Here is a 16,858-nt window from a genome sequence, read left to right on the forward strand (position 1 = left end):
CTGCTGGTGAGCGCCGACCCCGGGCCCCTGGCGGCCTTCGAGGCCGAGGCCGCGCGGCATGGCGTGGAAGTCCACCGCGGCGAGGGCATCCCCCTGCCCGGCCTGAAGGCGGCGGAACACCTGGCCATCCCCGGCGACGGTGTCATCGACATCGCGGGCCTGCTGCGCACCTGCGCCGAGGAGGCCCGGGCGGGCGGCGTGGACCTGCGCTACGGCTGTGCCCTGCTCGCGCTCAAGCCCACCGAGGACGGCTTCGATCTCGACACGGATCGCGGTCCCCTGCAGGCGAGGCGCCTGGCCATCGCCGCCGGGGCCTGGGCCGGGGAGTTGGGCCGCAGCGCAGGCTCCCAGCTTGCGTTCACGCCCCTGCGGCGCTCCCTGGTGTGGAGCGGCGCGGCCCATCCCCAGCAGGATCCCTGGGCCTGGTGGGTGGACCGCCCCTTCTACCTGCGTCCGGAAAGCGGGGGCCTGTTGATGTGCCCATGCGAAGAGATCGTCGTGCCCCTGCCCCCCCGTGGCCGCCAGCCCGACACCGATCCCGCCGTGCTGGAGGGCCTGTTCGCGAGCCTCCGCGAGTTGGCCCCGCACCTGGCGGAGCGCCCCGTCACCCGGTACTGGACCGGCCTGCGCACCTTCGCGCCGGACCGTCGCTTCGTGCTGGGCTGGGATCCGTGGAACCCCCGCCTCTTCTGGTCTGCCGGCCTGGGCGGCCACGGCATGACCAGCGGGCTGGCCGTGGGAGCCCTGGCCGCAGAGGTGTTCCTCGGCAAGACCCAGGCAGGCCTGCTGGACCCGGGACGATTAACGACCCGACCCGCTCGCCCCTGAGGTCCAGCCACTCGGCGGTCGCCCAGGGTGCTTCAGCAGGGGTTCACAGCTCTGTTACACGGGACTCCGAGACTGGCGCCAGGAGGCAGCCATGACCCGCTATACCTATCGCGCCCTGCAGATCCCTCTCGACCCCAAATATCCCCACCCGCCCCAGATCGAGGCCGCCCTCAATGAGCAGGGACGGCAGGGCTGGCGGGTGGCCAGCTTGGAACTGACGCCCCGCCTGGCGGTGAACGAGTCCTGGGTCTGGGCCCTACTCGAGCGGGAGCTCACCTCGGAGGGATAGGCTTCCCAGAGGCCATGCCGTACCATCCCGCCATGCCCACCACTCTCCGTGTCGCCCTGATCCAGCAGGACACCCTCTGGCAGGATCAAGCCGCCAACCTGGCCCGGGCCCGAGGCTTCGTCGAGGAGGCGGCTCGCGCGGGAGCCCGCGTGGCCGTGTTCCCGGAGCTGTTCACCGTGGGCTTCACCATGGCGCCCGAGCCCTTCGCCGAGCCAATTCCCGGCTCCACAGTGGCGGCCGTGGCGACACTCTCCCGCGAGTTTGACCTCTACCTGGTGGGCTCCATGGTGGAGGCCCACGCGCCCCACCCCCGCAACGCGGCCTTCGTCACAGCGCCGGACGGTTCACTCCTGGCGGTCTACCGCAAGCTCCACCCCTTCTCCTACGGCGAAGAGCACCTTCACTACAGCGGCGGCACCGCGTGCCCCGTGTTCGAGGTGGACGGCATCCCCTGCGGCCTGCAGATCTGCTACGACCTGCGCTTCCCCGAGCCCTTCCGGGCCCTCGCGGCCAAAGGCGCCGAGGTGGTCTTCGTGCCCGCCAACTGGCCTGCCCGCCGCATCGCCGCCTGGTCCACGCTGTTGGCTGCCCGCGCCATCGAGAATCAGGCTGCCGTCTGTGGCGTCAACCGGGTGGGCCGCGATGCCATGGGACTCGACTATCCAGGTTGCTCCGCCCTCCACAACTGCTTCGGCGATGTCATCGCGGCCGGAGGTGCCAGCGAGGGCCTAGTGGTAGGCGACCTCGACCTGGACCAGCTCCGCGCGTGGCGGGAACGATTCCCGGTGCTGAAGGATCGCCGAGCGGACGTCTACCCGCAGCTGTGAAGCAAGGCGGCTGGCGCCCGGGCCGACGTGCCTGGTGCTGCCAGGCCTGTCACAGGCGGTCAGCCGTGGCCTGTTCGCGCCAGATCTCGAGGAGGACGGTGGTGACGGTCAGCACCACCGGGCCGAGGATGAGCCCTGCGGACCCGAACACCATGAGCCCGCCGACCACGGACAGAAACGCGAGGAGGGTGTGCTGCTTGAGGCGGTTCCCGACGAGAACGGGCAGCAGTAGGTTGTCGATGCCGCCGACGACCACGGTTCCCCAGATCGTCAGCAGCAGGGCTTTGCCCCAGCTGCCCTCCAACAGGAGGAACAGGGCCGCGGGCACCCAGACCAGGAAGGCCCCCAGCACCGGCACCACGGCCAACAGCCCCATGACCACGCCCCAGAGTAGGGGAGCCGGAAGGCCGAGCCACCAGAACATCAGTCCCCCCAGGCAGCCTTGCACCGCAGCCACGGCCAGGGTCCCGTAGACGGTGGCGAATACAGTATCTTCGACCCGCGTGAACAGGTGGTCCATCTCGCCGGGGGAGAGGGGTGACAGGAAGCGCAGGGACCGGAGCGCGGCCTGCCGGTCGCGCAGGAAATAGAAGAAGAGGTAGAACGTGAGGCAGAGGCCGATCAGCTGGATGACGGACCCCTGCACGAGCAAACCGGCCTTGGTGGTCAACCAGGTGGTCAGCGTCTGGACGGTGCCTGGCAGGTCCACCTGGCGCTCGATCCAGAGGGCAGCAGGCGCTAGGCGCGGCTGCGCCTCAAGGGTGCGACGCCATTCGCCGGAATCGACCTTTGTCTTGATGAGGACTGCCCCCCGCGCCGACTCCTGGAGCAGCCGCTGCCCCAGGAAGGTGGCGGGCACCACCACGATCAGGGCCACCAGCAGCAGGGAGACACCCGCAGCCAAGTTGGCGCCCCGTAGCCTTGACTCCAGCCAGCGGTGCAGCGGCGCGAACAGAATGGCCAGCGCCCCGGCCCAGGCGAGCGCGGGCAGGAACGGCAGGGTCATCCGGTAGCAGAGGTAGCCTCCGAAGGCGATGGTCCCAAGCAGGACCACCGTCTGAATCCGCCACGGTGAGGTCCGCCCTCCGTGCCCGGGTGGGCCTGCCGGTTCGGACATCGGGCCGAGTTCGAAGGGCATCGCCAACGTTCTAGCCCGTTCCATCAGAGGGCTGACTGGTCATCAGCTCCATGGACGAACCTCCAGCGGTGGGAGCTTCCCGACTGCGGATCCGCTACTTCACCATGGCCCCAATTCAAGGATTTGACCAGCTGCCTCGGGCAGGTGGTGCGGGTTCCCTGGAGATTTGCCAAACGATGCAGGATGCGAACCGAACCCGCGGATGGCGGATGTATCTTCACAGGCCGTTCCCGGCAGAACTGGTGAGAATGACCACCCTGCGCCCGTTTCGGAATTGTTGGCCCCTATCGGCGTTCAGCTGTGCTCTTCGGGGCTAGACCTCCTTCTACTTCGCAGGATTCGCCGGCGCATCCCGCTTGTACCACGACGCCTGCCCATAGACTGGCTTCACCTTCTGCTCCAACGCTTCCAGCTGGTTTTGGTTCAGGGGCAAGAATTCCCGGGCGATCTTCACGTTCTCTTCGAGCTGGGCCACGTTGTCCACGCCGATGATGACGGTGCTCACGGGGTGGCTCAGGGTGTACCGCATGGCCTCCTTCATGGTGAGGGTGCCGGGGCGGTCGTGCTTGGCGGTGCCGCGCTGCTTGTCGGGCGGCGGGGGCTGGACGCCCTCGAGAATGCGGCCCCGGGCGGGGATCTTCATGCCGATGATGCCCATCTCCTTCTCGATGGCCAGGGGCAGCAGGGTCTTCTTGAAGGGGAGGTGCCAGGTGTCGGCGGCATTGAAGGCCATGAGGACGCAGTCGAAGGGGAAGCGGCGGATGGCTTCGGCCAGGATGTCAGGATCCGTGTGGCCGCTGAGGCCCAGGAAGCGCACCAGCTTCTGGTCCCGGGCCTTCTGGAAGGCCTCCAGCGCGCCGCCCTTGGCGCAGACATCGTCCACATCCTTCATGGTGCTCATGGCGTGCAGCTGCCAGAGGTCCACGTGATCGGTCTGCAGCAGCTTGAGGGACGTCTCCAGGATTCGGAGCGAGCCGTCCGCCGTGCGGTCATGGGTCTTGGTGGCGAGGAAGGCCTCCTTCCGCCGGCGCTTCATCACCTGCCCGAAGTAATGCTCGCTCCAGCGGGCATCGCCGCCGTAGCGGGCAGAAGTGTCCAGGTAGTTCACGCCCAGATCCAGGGCCCGCTCGATGAGGGGCACGGCCACCTTCTCGTTCTCCGGCTTCTCGATGGCGGCCTGGCCGCCCAGGCTGAAGAGGCCCACCAGGTGCCCCGTGCGGCCCAGGTTGCGGGTGGGCATGGCGCCCGCCGTCACCGGATTGGTGGGCGCCGCTGCCAAGGCCTTATGCCCTGCGGCCTCGCGGGGTTCCAGCGCACCCAGCCGGGTGGCGACCAGCCCCGCCGTGGCGGCCGCGCCAAGCTTGAACAGGTCACGACGAGTGGTTCCAGAATCCGACATGGGTTCCTCCTGCTGAAACTAATCCAAGTATCGCGTAAGGAAGACCGCCCGGGCGATGGAATGGGTAGCATCGCTCCAGGCATGTGCCTGAACGGAGCCCCGCTTGGCCGTCTTCCTGAACACCATGCTCTTCGCCTTCCTGGCGCTCTTCCCCATCCTGAACCCGCCGGCCATGGCGCCCATCTTCCTCCAACTCACCAGCGGCGTGCGGGACGAGCAGCGCAACCACCTGGCGGCCCTCATCGGGTTCTACACCTGGGCCTTCCTCTCGCTGTTGCTGGTGCTGGGCGGCTGGGCGCTGAAGCTGCTGGGCATCTCCATCCCCGTGATCGCCATCGCGGGCGGGCTGCTGGTCTTCCACAGCGCATGGCGGATGCTGAACCGTGACCCGCGGGTGAGCGAGTCCGACAAGGCGGAGTTGCAGACTGTCCTGCTGGACAAGGCCTTCTTCCCGCTCACCATGCCCTTCACCGCGGGGCCCGGCTCCATCGCCGTGACCCTGAGCCTGGTGCCGCGGGGACCCATCTGGCACCCGCAGACCTTCACCAGCTTCCTGGCCACGAGCTGCGGCATCGGGCTGGCGGCCCTCACGGTCTTCCTGTTCTACCGCTATGGCACCAAGGCCATCCGCCGCCTGGGCGCCACCGGCGAGGCCACGCTCACCCAGCTGTCGGCCTTCATTCTGCTGGCCATCGGCGTGCAGATCGTGTGGAGCGGCCTGCGGGAACTGATCAGGGGGCTGTGAGGAAAGCCTCCGCCCGGACCAGGGCCTCCTCGGGTGTGGCGTAGGTGGCGAAGACGAAGCCGGCCTGCCGGATGCCCGTGAGCATCTTGCTGACACGCACCCCTTCCCGCGCCAGGCAGAGCACGGGCTTGCCCCGCTCCAGGGCGTAGGCGATCTCGAAGCCCACGCCGTGGGAGGGCGTGCTCACTTCGGCGATGACGGCCTCGCAGGCCTTTAGCCAGGTTGTGTCCCGCGTGAAGACGGCCTCCGGAGCCATCCCGCCGTCCGCGGCCATCACGGCTTCGGAAGCGAGGTGATCCGTGAGCACGCGGTGGCCGAGGGACTGCAGGTGGGCCACCAGGGCCGCGTAGACCGGCTGGTCCTGGCGGCCACCTGTGAGGGAGCAGGAGAAGTAAAGGTCCACGGGTTACTTCCCCAGGGCCTCTTCCGCGAGGTGGCCGGCGCCCATGACCTTGCGCAGGGTCTCGAGGATGGCGCGGGCATCGGCGGCCACGGCGCGCTTGGTGGCGGCGTCGTAGACGTAGTAACCGCCCTGCCCCTCGAGCACGCTGTCGAAGTTGATGCCCACGAACTCGCCCTTGGCGTTCACCACTGGGCTGCCGGAGTTGCCACCCACCGTGTCGCAGCCGTAGGCGAAGTTGAAGGGCGTCTCCAGTGCGAGGCGACCCTTGGCCTGCAGCCAGCGCTCGGGCAGCGTGAAGGCACCGTCCTCGGCGGCCGCGGCGTTGCCGCCCCAGCCCTCGTGGCGGTCGTAGAGCCCGAGGAAGGTGGTGAAGGGCTGGGCCTTGGTGCCGCTGCCCGTGTCGTAGGTGGCGACGGGGCCCCAGCTCAGGCGCAGGGTGAAGGTGGCGTCGGGATACTGGGACTTGCCGAGCACCTGGAAGCGGGCCCGGGCGATGCGCCCGCCGTGCTCGGCAAACACGCTCTGCACCTGGTCCTCCCACTGCCGCTGAACGCCCCGCTGAAAGGGTTCGAGCTTGCGCGCCAGCGCGAGCATGGGATCTGGATGGCCGGCGAGAGCCTCGCGGCCGCCCTCCAGGAGCTGTTTGCGGAAGACGGGATCCTGCAGCCGGGTGCCGGCGCAGGCCTCCTTCGCCACGGCCTCGGGGCTGCGTCCGCCCAGGACGGTCTTCACGTAGGGATGGCCCGCGCCAAGCTGCTCCAAGGCCTCGCGCAGCACCCAGGCGAGCTGCGCCTCGCCTAGGCCCATCTGGATGGGCCGGGGATTGAGTAGGCGTTCCCGGGTGGCCTTGAGGCTGCCCTCGCTGTATTCGGGCAGGCGCTGGGCGGTGGGCTTGGCCTCCTCCTCCAGGATGCGCACGAGGGTGAGGGCGTGGCCGAACAGGTCGATCCGGCGAGTACCGAGGCAGGTGTACTCCTTGAGCAGGGCCTTCTGCCGGGCCACAGCCTCGGCAATCCGGTCCCAGCTGGGGCCGGCGATGGCCGTCAGGCCCGCCTCACGGGCCACGGTGGCGCGCAGTTCAGCTTCGCGCTGGGCCACCTGGGCGAGGCTCTCGGGCTTGGAGAGGCCCATGAGCTGCCCGGTGACGCGCTTCTGGCCGTTGCTGATGCTGTAGATGGCGTCGGCGGCAATGCGGGCGGCCTCCGCCGAGGTCTTCGCATAGGCCTCGAGGGCGCGGCGCTGGCGGGCCAGGAAGGCCAGCTGGAAGGGGATGCCCACCTCCTTCGCGTATTGCATCTGGGCCAGGGTCTGGCCGCGGTAGGTGACGCCGGGATGGCCGGAGATCACCGTAAGGTCACCGGCCTTCAGGGGCGTGCGGGCGAAGGGCAGGAAGGCTTCGGGCTGGTAGGGCTGGCCATTCTCGTAGACGCGGAAGAGGGCGAAGTCCAGGTTCCAGCGCGGGTAGGTGTAGTTGTCCGGGTCGCCGCCGAAGCTGGCCACCTGCACCTCCGGCGCCGCCACCAGGCGCACATCCTTGAACTTGCGGTAGCGGTAGAGCCAGTACTCGCCGCCCTGGTAGAGGGTGACGGGCTCGCAGGTGAGGCCGGTCTTCGCCTCCTCGGCCTTGCGCACTTCGGCCAGGGCGTTGCGCCGGGCGGTGAGGGCGTCCTTGTCGGCGGTGCCGGGCTTAACGGCCTCGTTCACCTGGGCAGTGACATTCTCGCTGGAGACCAGCAGCATCAGCTCGAGGCCGGGCACCCGGATCTCCTGGCCCCGCGTGGCGGCGGTGAAGCCGTCGCGAACGAAGTCGGCCTTCGCGCTGGAGACTTGGGCGATGGCGTCGCGGCCCACGTGGTGGTTGGTGATCACCAGGCCATCCCGGCTCACGAAGGCGCCGGTGCCGTTGGGGAAGCGCAGGGTGGCCAGCTGCAGGTTCTTCAACCAGGCCGCGTCGAGGGCCACGCCGTACTTCTCCTGGATGGCCTTGACGGGCACGTTGTCGAAGGTCCACATGCCCTCGTCCGCGCGCAGCGCGGGCAGGGCGAGGAGCAGGACGAGGGCGGAGAGGCGCATGGTTGGCTCCCGTTGAGAAATGGAACCACCAAGACCGGAAGACCTCGAAGGACTGCAGCTAGTCTTCGTGGTCTTCCTGTCTTCGTGGTGAGAGTAATTACTTTCCGGTCAGCTCGGCCACGAGGTGCTTGGCGTCGAAGACCTTGTCCAGCGCTTCCAGGATGGCGCGGGCGTCCACGGAGAGGCAGCGATTCACGCGGGCGTCGAAGTAGTAGCGGCCCGCATTGCTCTCGATGTTGCCATCGAAGGCCAGGCCCACCAGCTCGCCGCGCTTGTCCACCACCGGACTGCCAGAGTTGCCACCGATGATGTCGTTGGTGGTGATGAAGTTGTAGGGCGTGAAGAGGTTCAGCTTGTCGCGGCGCTCGAGCCAGCGGGGAGGCAGCGCCCAGGAGCCCTCCTCGGCCTTGGGACCCCAGGCGGCAGCACGGTCGTAGAGCCCGGCGAAGGTCGTGAAGGGCTGGGCGAGGGTGCCAGCGAGGGGATAGGTCTCGACGGCACCGTAGGAAAGGCGGAGCGTGAAGGTGGCATCGGGGTAAGTGGAGGTGCCGTAGACGGCGAACCGGGCCTTGGCGATGCGGGTGAGGTGCTCGGAGATCACCGACTGCAGCCCCTGCTGCTTCTTCTGGAGCTCGTCCAGCTTGGGGGCAAGCTGGCGGGCCAGGACGAGGGCCGGGTCGGTGTGCTCGAGAATGGCCTTTGGATCCCCCTCGACCAGGACCTTGCGCAGGGTCGGGTCACTGATCTTGGAACCGGCAAGCAGCGCCTTGGCCGCCGCCTCAGGCGACTTCCCGCCCAGCAGCACCTGCGTCATGGGATGCCCGGCACCGAGCTCCTGCTGCGCCGAGGCCATGATGCCCTGCAGCACGAAGGGCTCCTGCCCCGCATTGGCGGGGTCGATCCTCACGAGACGGGCCTTCAGCCCGGCGAGGGCCTTCTCATCCTGGTACTGCGGCCCGCGCTGTTCCGCCGGCTTCTGCAACTCAGTGGCGTGGCGGTGCAGGGCGATGGCACCGCCGAGGATCTCACTTCGCATGGCGCCGAGGAGCGAGGCCTCGGCGGCCCCGGCCTTCTGCTGGGCCACGGCCTCCTCCACCTTCGCCCAGCTCTGGCCCGCGGAAGCCTTGAGTTTGGGATCGGCGTCCACCTTGGCACGCAGGTCCTGCTCCGCGGCAGCCACTCTGGACATGGCGACCTTGTCCCGAAGGCCATCGGTCTCGCCGGTCACCACCTTGTAGGCATTCTCGACGCCCATGAGCTGGTCGGAGACGACGCGGGCCTGCTCCTCGCCCTGGACCGCGTAGGCCCGCAAGGAGGCGCGCATCCGGTCCAGGCCGCGGAGGGCCAATGGGTTGGTCACGTCGCGCTTGGCCTCCATCTGGGCCACCGTCTCGAGACGCGAGGTGCGGCCGGGGTGGCCGACCGTGAAGGTCAGGTCGCCGTAGCCGATGCCCTTGCTGGTCCAGGCGAGGTGGTGGGCGGGGGCATAGGGCTTTCCGTTCTCGTAGACGCGGAAGAGGCTGAAGTCCAGGTCATGCCGGGGCCAGCTGAAGTTGTCCCAGTCCTTGCCGAAGGCGGCCACGCCATACTCCGGCGCCATCACGAGACGCACGTCCGAGTGCTTCTTGTAGCGGTAGATCCAGGTCTGCCCGCCCTGGTAGAGGGAGACGGGCTGGCAGTCCAGGCCGGTCTTCGCGGTCTGCTCCTTCACCAGGGCCGCCAGCGCGGCGGCCTTGGCCTTGGCCGACGCCTGTTCGTCGGCCCCGGCCGGCACGGCCTTCTCGACCTGCTCCGACACGTTCTCCATCTCCAGGAGCGTGAACAGGGCCAGACCTGGCACCTTGACCTCCTGCTCCCGTGTCCCGGCGACGAAGCCGTGCTTCACGTAGTCGTGCTGCGCATCGGACACCGTCTGGATCCAGTGATGCCCCACATGGTGGTTCGTCAGCACCAGGCCGTCCTTGCTCACAAAGGAGCCGGAGCCGCCGGGGAAGCGGACGGCGGACAGGCGCACGTGGTCCAGCCAGGCCTGGTCCGGGGCCCAGCCATGCTTGGCCTGGATCTTCTTGGTGGGCAGGTTGTCGAAGGTCCACATGCCCTCGTCCGCGCGTAGCGTGGGCAGGACGAGCAGCAGGGCGAGAGCGGTGAGACGCATGGAGACTCCTGATCGATAGAAAGAACCACGAAGACGGGAAGACCACGAGCACAACGGCTATTGTCGTGGTCGTCCTGTCTTCGCGGTGAGAGTGTTTACTTAACGGTCAGTTCGGCCACGAGCCCGGTGGCGCCATACACCTTGTCCAGGGCGTGGACGATGCCGCGGGCGTCCACGGAGACCGAGCGGTTGACCTTCTCGTCGTAGAAGTAGTTGCCGGGAAGGCCGTCGATGTTGCCATCGAAGAGGATGCCGACGAGCTCGCCCTTCTTGTCCACGACGGGGGAGCCGGAATTGCCGCCGACGGTGTCCACCTTGTGGACGAAGTTGAAGGGCATGGCGGGATTGAGGGCGGACCGCTGGTCCAGCCAGCGCTGGGGCAGGATCCAGGCGCCCTCATGCGCCCTGGCCTCGTTGCCACCCCAGCCGTCGTAGCGGTCGAAGAGGCCGCCGAAGGTGGTGAACGGCTGGATCAGGGTGCCATTGGCAGGATAGGCGGCCACGGCGCCATAGGACAGGCGCATGGTGAAGGTTGCATCCGGGTAGGTGTTCTTCCCGAAGACGGCGAAGCGGGCCTTGGCGATGCGCGTGCCGTGCTCGGTGATCACGCTGGTCACCTGTTCCTCCTGCTTCTTGCGCAGGTCGCGGCTGATGGGATCGAGCTTGCGGGCCAGGAGGATCATGGGGTCCTGGCTGTCGGCGATGGCTTTCTTGCCGCCCGCGAGCAGGATCTTCCGGACCTCCGGGTCCTGCAGCTTGGAGCCGGCCACGGCGGCCTTGGCCACTTCCGCGGCGGATTTGCCGCCCAGCATGGCCTTAACGAACCGATGTTGAGGCCCGAGTTCCCGGGCAGCCTCCTCCAGGCCCTTGGTGAAGAGGAAGGTCTCCTGCTCCTTGTAGAAGGGACCGGGAACGCCCAGGCGGGTCTTGGCGTTCTTGAGGTTCGCGTCGCTGTACTCGGGGAGCCGCTGCTCGCTGGGCAGGGCCTCCTCATTGGCGATGCGCACCAGGCTCAGGGCGTAACCCAGCAGGGTTGAGTTCGCGGTGCCGACGTTCTGGGCATCCTTGGCCAGCTTCTGGGCTGCCTTGGTGGCCCCTTCGATCTTCGACCAGCTCAAACCGGCCGAGGCTTCAAGCTTCGGGTCCTTGGCAACCTTGGCGCGGAAGGCCTTCTCGTCCGCCTTGATGCGGGCCATGGCCTCCTTGTCCTTTAGGCCCGACCAGTAGCCGGTGACTGCCTTCATGCTGTTCTCGATGCCGAAGATCTGGCTGCTGACCTGGCGGGCCGCTTCGGTGGAGGTCTTTCCGTATTCCAGCAGGGCCGCCTTGCGGCGCTCCAGGCCCTTGAGGCGCGAGGGGATGGCGAAATCCCTGGAGTAGGTCATCTGTGCGAAGGTGTCCTGTCGGTTGGTGCGGCCGGGATGCCCCGTGACGAAGGTAAGGTCTCCCGCCTTGACGCCGGTCTCGGTCCACTTCAGGAAATCCTTCGGTTGGAAGGGCTTGCCGTTCTCATAGACCCGGAAGAAGGTGATGTCCAGGCTGTGGCGCGGGTAGGTGAAGTTGTCGAAATCGCCGCCGTAGAGGGCCACCTGGAGCTCAGGCGCGAAGACCAGGCGCACGTCCGTGTGCTTGCGGTAGCTGTAGATCCAGTGCTCGCCACCCTGGTAGAGGGTCACATGCTCGCAGGTGAGCCCACTCTTCTCCTGCATCTCCTTCTTGATCTTCTCGATCTCGGTCTCCCGGGCCTTCAGGGCCTCCTTCTCCGAGGCGTCCGCCTTGACGGCCTTGGCCACCCGGGCGGTGATGTCCTCCATGGCCACGAGCGTGACCAGTTCCAGCCCCGGCACCTTGAGCTCCTGCTCCCGGGTGGTGGCGGAGAACCCGTTCTTGAGGAGGTCGTTGTCCTTGCTGCTCAGCCGCTGGACCCAGTTCCGGCCCACATGGTGGTTGGTGAGGACAAGCCCGTCCTTGCTCACGAAGGAGCCGCTGGCTCCGGGGAAGCGCAGGGAGGAGAGCCGGACGTGGTCCAGCCAGGCCTGATCCGGCGCCCAGCCGTACTTGGCCTGGATGGCCTTGGTGGGCAGGTTGTCAAAGGTCCACATGCCCTCCTCGGCCCTCAGGGCAGACGCGGCCAGGCCGAAGGCCAGCAGGGGGAGGATCAGGGAACGGGAGGTCATGAAGGCTCCGAAGGGGTCAAAAGGACGGACCATCGTATCACTAAGTATCCGGGCCGCCCCTCAAGGGCTTTGACCACCTACCCTTCAAGAATTAAGCAGGGGCGTTTTCATTCGATACACAGGGGGGACCGACCTCGGGATGAACCGGATCTGTCCATAGATGCTACGTTTGATCCTTTGTGTGTTGATCGGAGCCCCCATGCGCCCACTCTCCCTTGGCAATGCCACCCCCGTCCTCTCCACCTGTAGGCACCTCCTGCCCGCCCTTCTCGTGGTCGGATCGTTGGTCGCTGAGGAGCCGAAGAAGGAGACCCCCATCCAGGACAACTCCTTCCTTGTGGAGGAGGCCTACAACCAGGAAGCCGGTGTTGTCCAACACATCAGCACCTTCACCCGCTACCAGGAATCCAAGGACTGGATCTACACCTTCACCCAGGAATGGCCGGTCTTCAGCCAGAAGCACCAGTTCAGCTTCACCCTGCCCTGGCAGCGGCTGGGAACGTCCCTCGACGGCAAGCAGGCCTTCGGCGACGTCGCCCTGAACTACCGCTACCAGCTTGTCGGCGATGGCGATGCCCCCGTGGCCATCTCCCCGCGGTTCAGCGTCCTCCTGCCCACCGGAGATGAGAAGACCGGCTACGGCAAGGGCAGCACCGGCTACCAGGTGAACCTGCCCGTGAGCTTCACCCTGGGCAGTGCCTTTGTCGGCCACTTCAACGCCGGGGCCACCCGCACCCCCAACGCGAAGAACCCCCTCGGGGACAGCGCCACCACCCAGGATGTCTTCTTCGGCCAGAGCTTCATCTGGCTAGCCCATCCCCGGTTCAACGTGATGCTGGAATACGTCTACGCCCGCAACCAGGCAGTCAATGGACCGAACCAGACCCAGGCGCAGTCTGCCACCTACCTGAGCCCCGGCATCCGCTGGGCCTACAACCTCCCCAGCGGCCTCCAGATCGTGCCCGGCATCGCCGTGCCCATCGGCGTGGGGGTCAGCCGCGGCGAGAAGGCCGTCTTCCTCTATGTGAGCTTCGAGCACCCCTTCCTGAAGGGGAAGTGAGCGCCTAGAACTTCCACTTCAGCCGCGTCACCAGGGTGCGGGGCGGGACGACGTGGGTGCCGCCGAAGACGCTGAGGAAGTTGTAGAGGCCCTTCTCGTCGGTGGCATTGAGGAGATCCAGCCCCAGCGCGAGGCGGCCGGTGGCCAGCTTCCACTCCTGGGCCAGGCTCACATCCCAGGTTGTGCGGGGCTTGATGCGCCAGATGCCTTCGGAGTCCTTCCGGACAAACCCGGCACCGAAGACGTAGTCGGGGTTGCCACCCGCTTCGGCAGGATCAGCCGCCACCAGGCCGGAGTCGTGGCGGCCGATCACCTGGGCGGTGAAGCCGTCCCGCTCGAAGACCAAGCCCACTTGGGCGCTCAGTTTCTGGTCGTGGTCGATGAGGAAGCGCTCACCCGCTGCGGCTTCGGGTGCTTCCAGCTGGAGCCCGCCCACCAAGGGGGCCTGGAAGATGGCCCGGGTGCGACCGAGGCTCAGATAGCCGGACCAGCCCTTCACGGGCACCAGATCAAGGCGCAGGTTGACGCCCCGGAAAATGCCCCGGTCGGCGCCGACCGGGAAGAGCACCCCCGTGTTCAGGAACTGGGCGTTGTCGCCGGCGTTGCGGCTCTGCTTCTCCCAGTACTCCAGCATCACCCGGCCCACCTTGCCGACCTGCTGCTCGATGCCGTAGCTGTAGGAATTCTGGTGCTCGGGCCGCAGCGGCTGGCGAGGCGTGCCCGCGTAGGGTCCCAGGTCCCAGGCCTGCTGGGACAGCGCGAGCGAGAGGTTCTCGTGTTCGCGCAGGATCATCAGGCGGTCGTAGCTCGCCCGCAGCACGGTGCCCGTGGCATCAAAGCGGTAGCTGAGGCCCAGGCGCGGCTGGAGCTGGTTGTCGGAGACATCGGCCACGGTGTAAGCGTCGTGCCGCAGGCCCAGTGCCAAAAACAAGGCCCCGAAGTGGAGATCGTTCTGGATGAAGGCCGAGGTCAGGGTGGGTCGCAGCCGCCCATCGAACTGGAAGACATGGCCCCCTCCGGACGGAGTGTAGGGATACAGCGGATCCCCGGGCCCCGGGGCCAGGGCATCGTCCGTGATGGCGAAAGCAAACCGCTCGTGGATGGGGAAGGCGATGCGCTGGAGGCCCACCTTCGTGAGGTTTTCCTTGCCCCAGCGCTGGGTAAACGAGATCTGGGCGCCGAGGTTGTCCAGGCCGCGGTCCTGCTTCGCCCAGTAGGGGAAATCCGGGCCGCCCGCGGTGAATCCATCCGCCAGGTCCTCCGTGGGCTTCAGCTCGGCCCGGGAGGCCCGGAAGAACACCGAGGCATCGAGACTTTGCCCAGCACTGAACAGGTGCGCCCAGGCCAGGCTCGCGCTGGCATCCGAGGTGGCCGCCCGCTGGTCCTGCCCCCGCGCCTGCTGCGAGGCGAGGTTCGCGACCTCGCGATCGGTGCGGCCCCCGGAGAGGGAAAAGCGCAGGGTGTCCTGGCTACCGAGGATCCAGTCGAAGCGCGAGAACAGGCGGCCGGTCCTGCCATGGTTGTGCAGATTCTCGAAGTTGACGGGATCCAGGAACCGGTCGCTCTCGCTGGCGGCTCCGCTCACGAACCAGCCGAAGGCGGCCGTTCCGCCCCTGGCGTTGAAGCCGGCTTCAGCCGTACGGAACCGCGCCACGCCAATGGAGGCTTCGCCCTCGAAGCCGTTGGGCGTGCCCAGGCCGGACTTCGTGGTGACGTTCACCACCACGACGGGCTTACCGCCATACTCCGCGGAGATGCCCCCGGTGATGACCTCCATGCTCTCCACTTGGGAGGGGTCCAGGCTGTTGCTGAAGGTGGCGTGCAGTTGATCCGACACCGGGATGCCGTCCACCACGTAGGTCATCTGCCCGTGGCTGCCGCGGAAGTGGAAGCGCCCGTTCTCGTCGGCCACGAAGCCCGGGGTGGCTAGGAGGATGCTCTCCATGGCCCGGCTCTGTACGGCGGCAGGCGTGCGCACGATGGTGCTTTTGTCAATGTCGAGGTGGGTGGAAGGGTGGTCCTCCACCAGGCGCAGGTTCTCCTCCACCACCACCACCGCACCCTCGGGCCTCAGGGTCACCGGCACCACGAGGGGCAGCTGGCTGTGGACGTCGACATCAAGGTGACCCGCCAGCAGCCCGGCGGCCTGGGTGTCCAGGTGGTAGGAATTGAAGGGGACATTCTGGAAGGCGAAAGCCCCCTTGGCATCCGTGCGGACCTTCTGGCGGTAGCCCGATACCGGATTCGAGAGAATCAGAGTGGCTCCAGCCACCGGATGCCCCTGGTCGTCGGCCACTCGACCGGTCACCAGGCCGCTGCTGGCCGCTGCGGCCAGCAGCGGTCCCAGGGCCAGAAGACCCACCAGGGCAGGACGCACTAAGGTTCGAGTCTCCACCACCACCTCCAGATGGAACCATTTTCTAACTGAATTCGACAAGGTCAATGGAAATAACTTTCATTTATGGCAAAATCAATTACTAAACCACTTCTCCGGATAGGCGAAGCTTAAGAATCTATTGCCCCTTGGGGAGGTCTTCGACATGAAGCGGAAGCAGCTTTGGTTTCTCGGCGGGGGCCTCGTGGTCCTCCTGGTGGGCGGCGTCGCCATCGCCGGCATGCAGGACAAGGGCCTGGCCGTGCAGGTGGCCAAGGTCGGCCGGGAGAACCTCCAGTCGAAGGTCAGCGCCAACGGCAAGATCCAGGCGGTGACCAAGGCCGACATCTCGGCGAACGTCATGGGCCAGGTCACCAAGCTCGCGGTGAAGGAGGGCGACCGTGTCAAGAAGGGCCAATTCCTCATGGAGATCGACCCACGCAGCGCCAAGGCCAGCACTGAGGCCATGCAGGCCAACCTGCAGGCGACCCAGTCGGACCTGATCTCCGCCACGGCCAACCTGGCCCAGGCACGGTCGGATTTCGAGCGGGCCAAAGCCAACCGCGCCGCAGGCATCATCTCTGCCGCCGACTTTGAGCGGGCCAAGACCTCCTTCGAGACCGCCCAGGCCACCCAGGAAACCGTCCGCCGGCGATCGGACCAGGCCAAGGCCAACCTCAGCCAGTCCCAGGTGGGCCTGCGCAACTCCACCATCACCGCGCCCATGGATGGGGTGGTCACAGCCCGCCGCATCGAACTGGGCGAGACCGCAGTGCCCGGCATTCAGAATTCGGCCGGAACCGTGCTGGTGACCGTGTCCGACATGAGCAAGGTGGAAGCCGAGATGGAAGTGGACGAGGCCTCCATCCCCACGGTGAAGCAGGGCCAGAAGGCCCAGGTGCGCATTGATGCCTACCCGAACCAGACTTTCGACGGCGAAGTCACAGAGGTGGGCGGCAGTCCCATGTTGAAGCTCAGCGCCAATGAGGCCATCAAGTTCAAGGTAAAGGTCTGGATCAAGAACCCGCCCCTCACCATCAAGCCCGGTCTGTCCGCCCAGGCTGACATCTACACCGGCAGCCGCGACCAGGTCCTGGCCATCCCCATCCAGTCCCTGGTCACGCGGGAGATCAAGCCCAAGGCTGGCGAAGTGCTGAAGCCCGGAGCCCCCCGGGATGAAGAGGGAGTCTGGCTCTTCGATGGAGGCAAGACCAAGTTCCTCCCGGTCAAGACGGGCCTCCTGGGTGATCTAAACGTGGAGGTGCTGGAAGGCCTCAAGGGTGGCGAGACCGTCATCACCGGACCCTTCAGGATCCTGCGCGATCTCAAGGGCGGCGAACAGGTCCGCGAGGAGAAGAGCAAGAAGAAGGACGAGAAGAAGGGCTAGCCC

The 16,858-nt window shown here is 67.0% G+C and carries 13 protein-coding genes; 6 read left to right on the forward strand and 7 right to left on the reverse strand.

The genetic code is table 11. From position 1 onward, the window contains the following. The 3 genes from WAS25_RS14235 to WAS25_RS14245 form a co-directional block, all read left to right on the forward strand. Positions 1–828: NAD(P)/FAD-dependent oxidoreductase (locus WAS25_RS14235; RefSeq protein WP_422313249.1), on the forward strand; the 828-nt coding region annotated here is incomplete at its 5' end. A 91-nt stretch (positions 829–919) separates the two neighbouring features. Continuing rightward, entirely contained in the window at positions 920–1,117 is a 198-nt protein-coding gene (locus tag WAS25_RS14240; RefSeq protein ID WP_422313251.1) for a hypothetical protein, read from the forward strand. A 14-nt stretch (positions 1,118–1,131) separates the two neighbouring features. Then, a complete protein-coding gene (locus WAS25_RS14245) occupies positions 1,132–1,944 on the forward strand; it encodes a nitrilase-related carbon-nitrogen hydrolase (protein WP_422313253.1) in 813 nt (270 codons plus the stop codon). 49 nt (positions 1,945–1,993) lie between these two features. Here the strand turns inward: WAS25_RS14245 and WAS25_RS14250 are convergent, their stop codons facing one another. Both WAS25_RS14250 and WAS25_RS14255 read right to left on the reverse strand, forming a co-directional pair. Then, a complete protein-coding gene (locus tag WAS25_RS14250; RefSeq protein WP_422313255.1) occupies positions 1,994–2,998 on the reverse strand; it encodes an AI-2E family transporter in 1,005 nt (334 codons plus the stop codon). A gap of 409 nt (positions 2,999–3,407) precedes the next feature. Then, positions 3,408–4,481, reverse strand: a complete 1,074-nt coding sequence (locus tag WAS25_RS14255; RefSeq protein ID WP_422313257.1) for an aldo/keto reductase — start codon at positions 4,479–4,481, stop codon at positions 3,408–3,410. Between the two features lie 103 nt (positions 4,482–4,584). On the opposite strand from WAS25_RS14255, the gene WAS25_RS14260 reads away from it, so the two are divergent. After that, positions 4,585–5,226: a MarC family protein gene (locus WAS25_RS14260; protein WP_422313259.1), complete on the forward strand. Its 642-nt coding sequence runs from the start codon at positions 4,585–4,587 to the stop codon at positions 5,224–5,226. Here WAS25_RS14260 and WAS25_RS14265 read toward each other — a convergent pair. The 4 genes from WAS25_RS14265 to WAS25_RS14280 all read right to left on the reverse strand — a co-directional run bounded on the left by WAS25_RS14265 (position 5,213) and on the right by WAS25_RS14280 (position 12,034). Further along, the gene (locus WAS25_RS14265; protein ID WP_422313261.1) at positions 5,213–5,629 is read right to left on the reverse strand and encodes a nucleoside 2-deoxyribosyltransferase; all 417 of its coding nucleotides are present in this window, start codon (positions 5,627–5,629) and stop codon (positions 5,213–5,215) included. The genes WAS25_RS14260 and WAS25_RS14265 overlap by 14 nt on opposite strands. Before the next feature lie 3 nt (positions 5,630–5,632). Then, positions 5,633–7,702 carry a S46 family peptidase gene (locus WAS25_RS14270; protein ID WP_422313263.1) on the reverse strand — a complete coding sequence of 690 codons (2,070 nt, stop codon included), beginning with the start codon at positions 7,700–7,702 and terminating at the stop codon, positions 5,633–5,635. Between the two features lie 97 nt (positions 7,703–7,799). Beyond that, complete coding sequence (locus WAS25_RS14275) at positions 7,800–9,857, reverse strand: S46 family peptidase (RefSeq protein ID WP_422313266.1); 2,058 nt, start codon at positions 9,855–9,857, stop codon at positions 7,800–7,802. 95 nt (positions 9,858–9,952) lie between these two features. Beyond that, complete coding sequence (locus tag WAS25_RS14280; protein WP_422313268.1) at positions 9,953–12,034, reverse strand: S46 family peptidase; 2,082 nt, start codon at positions 12,032–12,034, stop codon at positions 9,953–9,955. 199 nt (positions 12,035–12,233) lie between these two features. Here WAS25_RS14280 and WAS25_RS14285 point away from each other — a divergent pair, with 199 nt between their 5' ends. Next, positions 12,234–13,094 (forward strand): transporter, encoded by an 861-nt coding sequence (locus tag WAS25_RS14285; protein WP_422313270.1) that lies wholly within the window; start codon positions 12,234–12,236, stop codon positions 13,092–13,094. 4 nt (positions 13,095–13,098) lie between these two features. On the opposite strand, the gene WAS25_RS14290 is transcribed toward WAS25_RS14285, so the two are convergent. Further along, on the reverse strand, positions 13,099–15,471 hold the full coding sequence (locus WAS25_RS14290) for a TonB-dependent receptor (protein WP_422313272.1): 2,373 nt from the start codon (positions 15,469–15,471) through the stop codon (positions 13,099–13,101). Positions 15,472–15,634: 163 nt separating this feature from the next. Here WAS25_RS14290 and WAS25_RS14295 point away from each other — a divergent pair, with 163 nt between their 5' ends. Further along, positions 15,635–16,855 (forward strand): efflux RND transporter periplasmic adaptor subunit, encoded by a 1,221-nt coding sequence (locus tag WAS25_RS14295; protein ID WP_422313274.1) that lies wholly within the window; start codon positions 15,635–15,637, stop codon positions 16,853–16,855. The last annotated feature ends 3 nt before the right edge of the window (positions 16,856–16,858 follow it).

Source organism: Geothrix sp., assembly GCF_049292215.1.
In the GTDB taxonomy this organism is placed as follows: Bacteria; Acidobacteriota; Holophagae; order Holophagales; family Holophagaceae; genus Geothrix.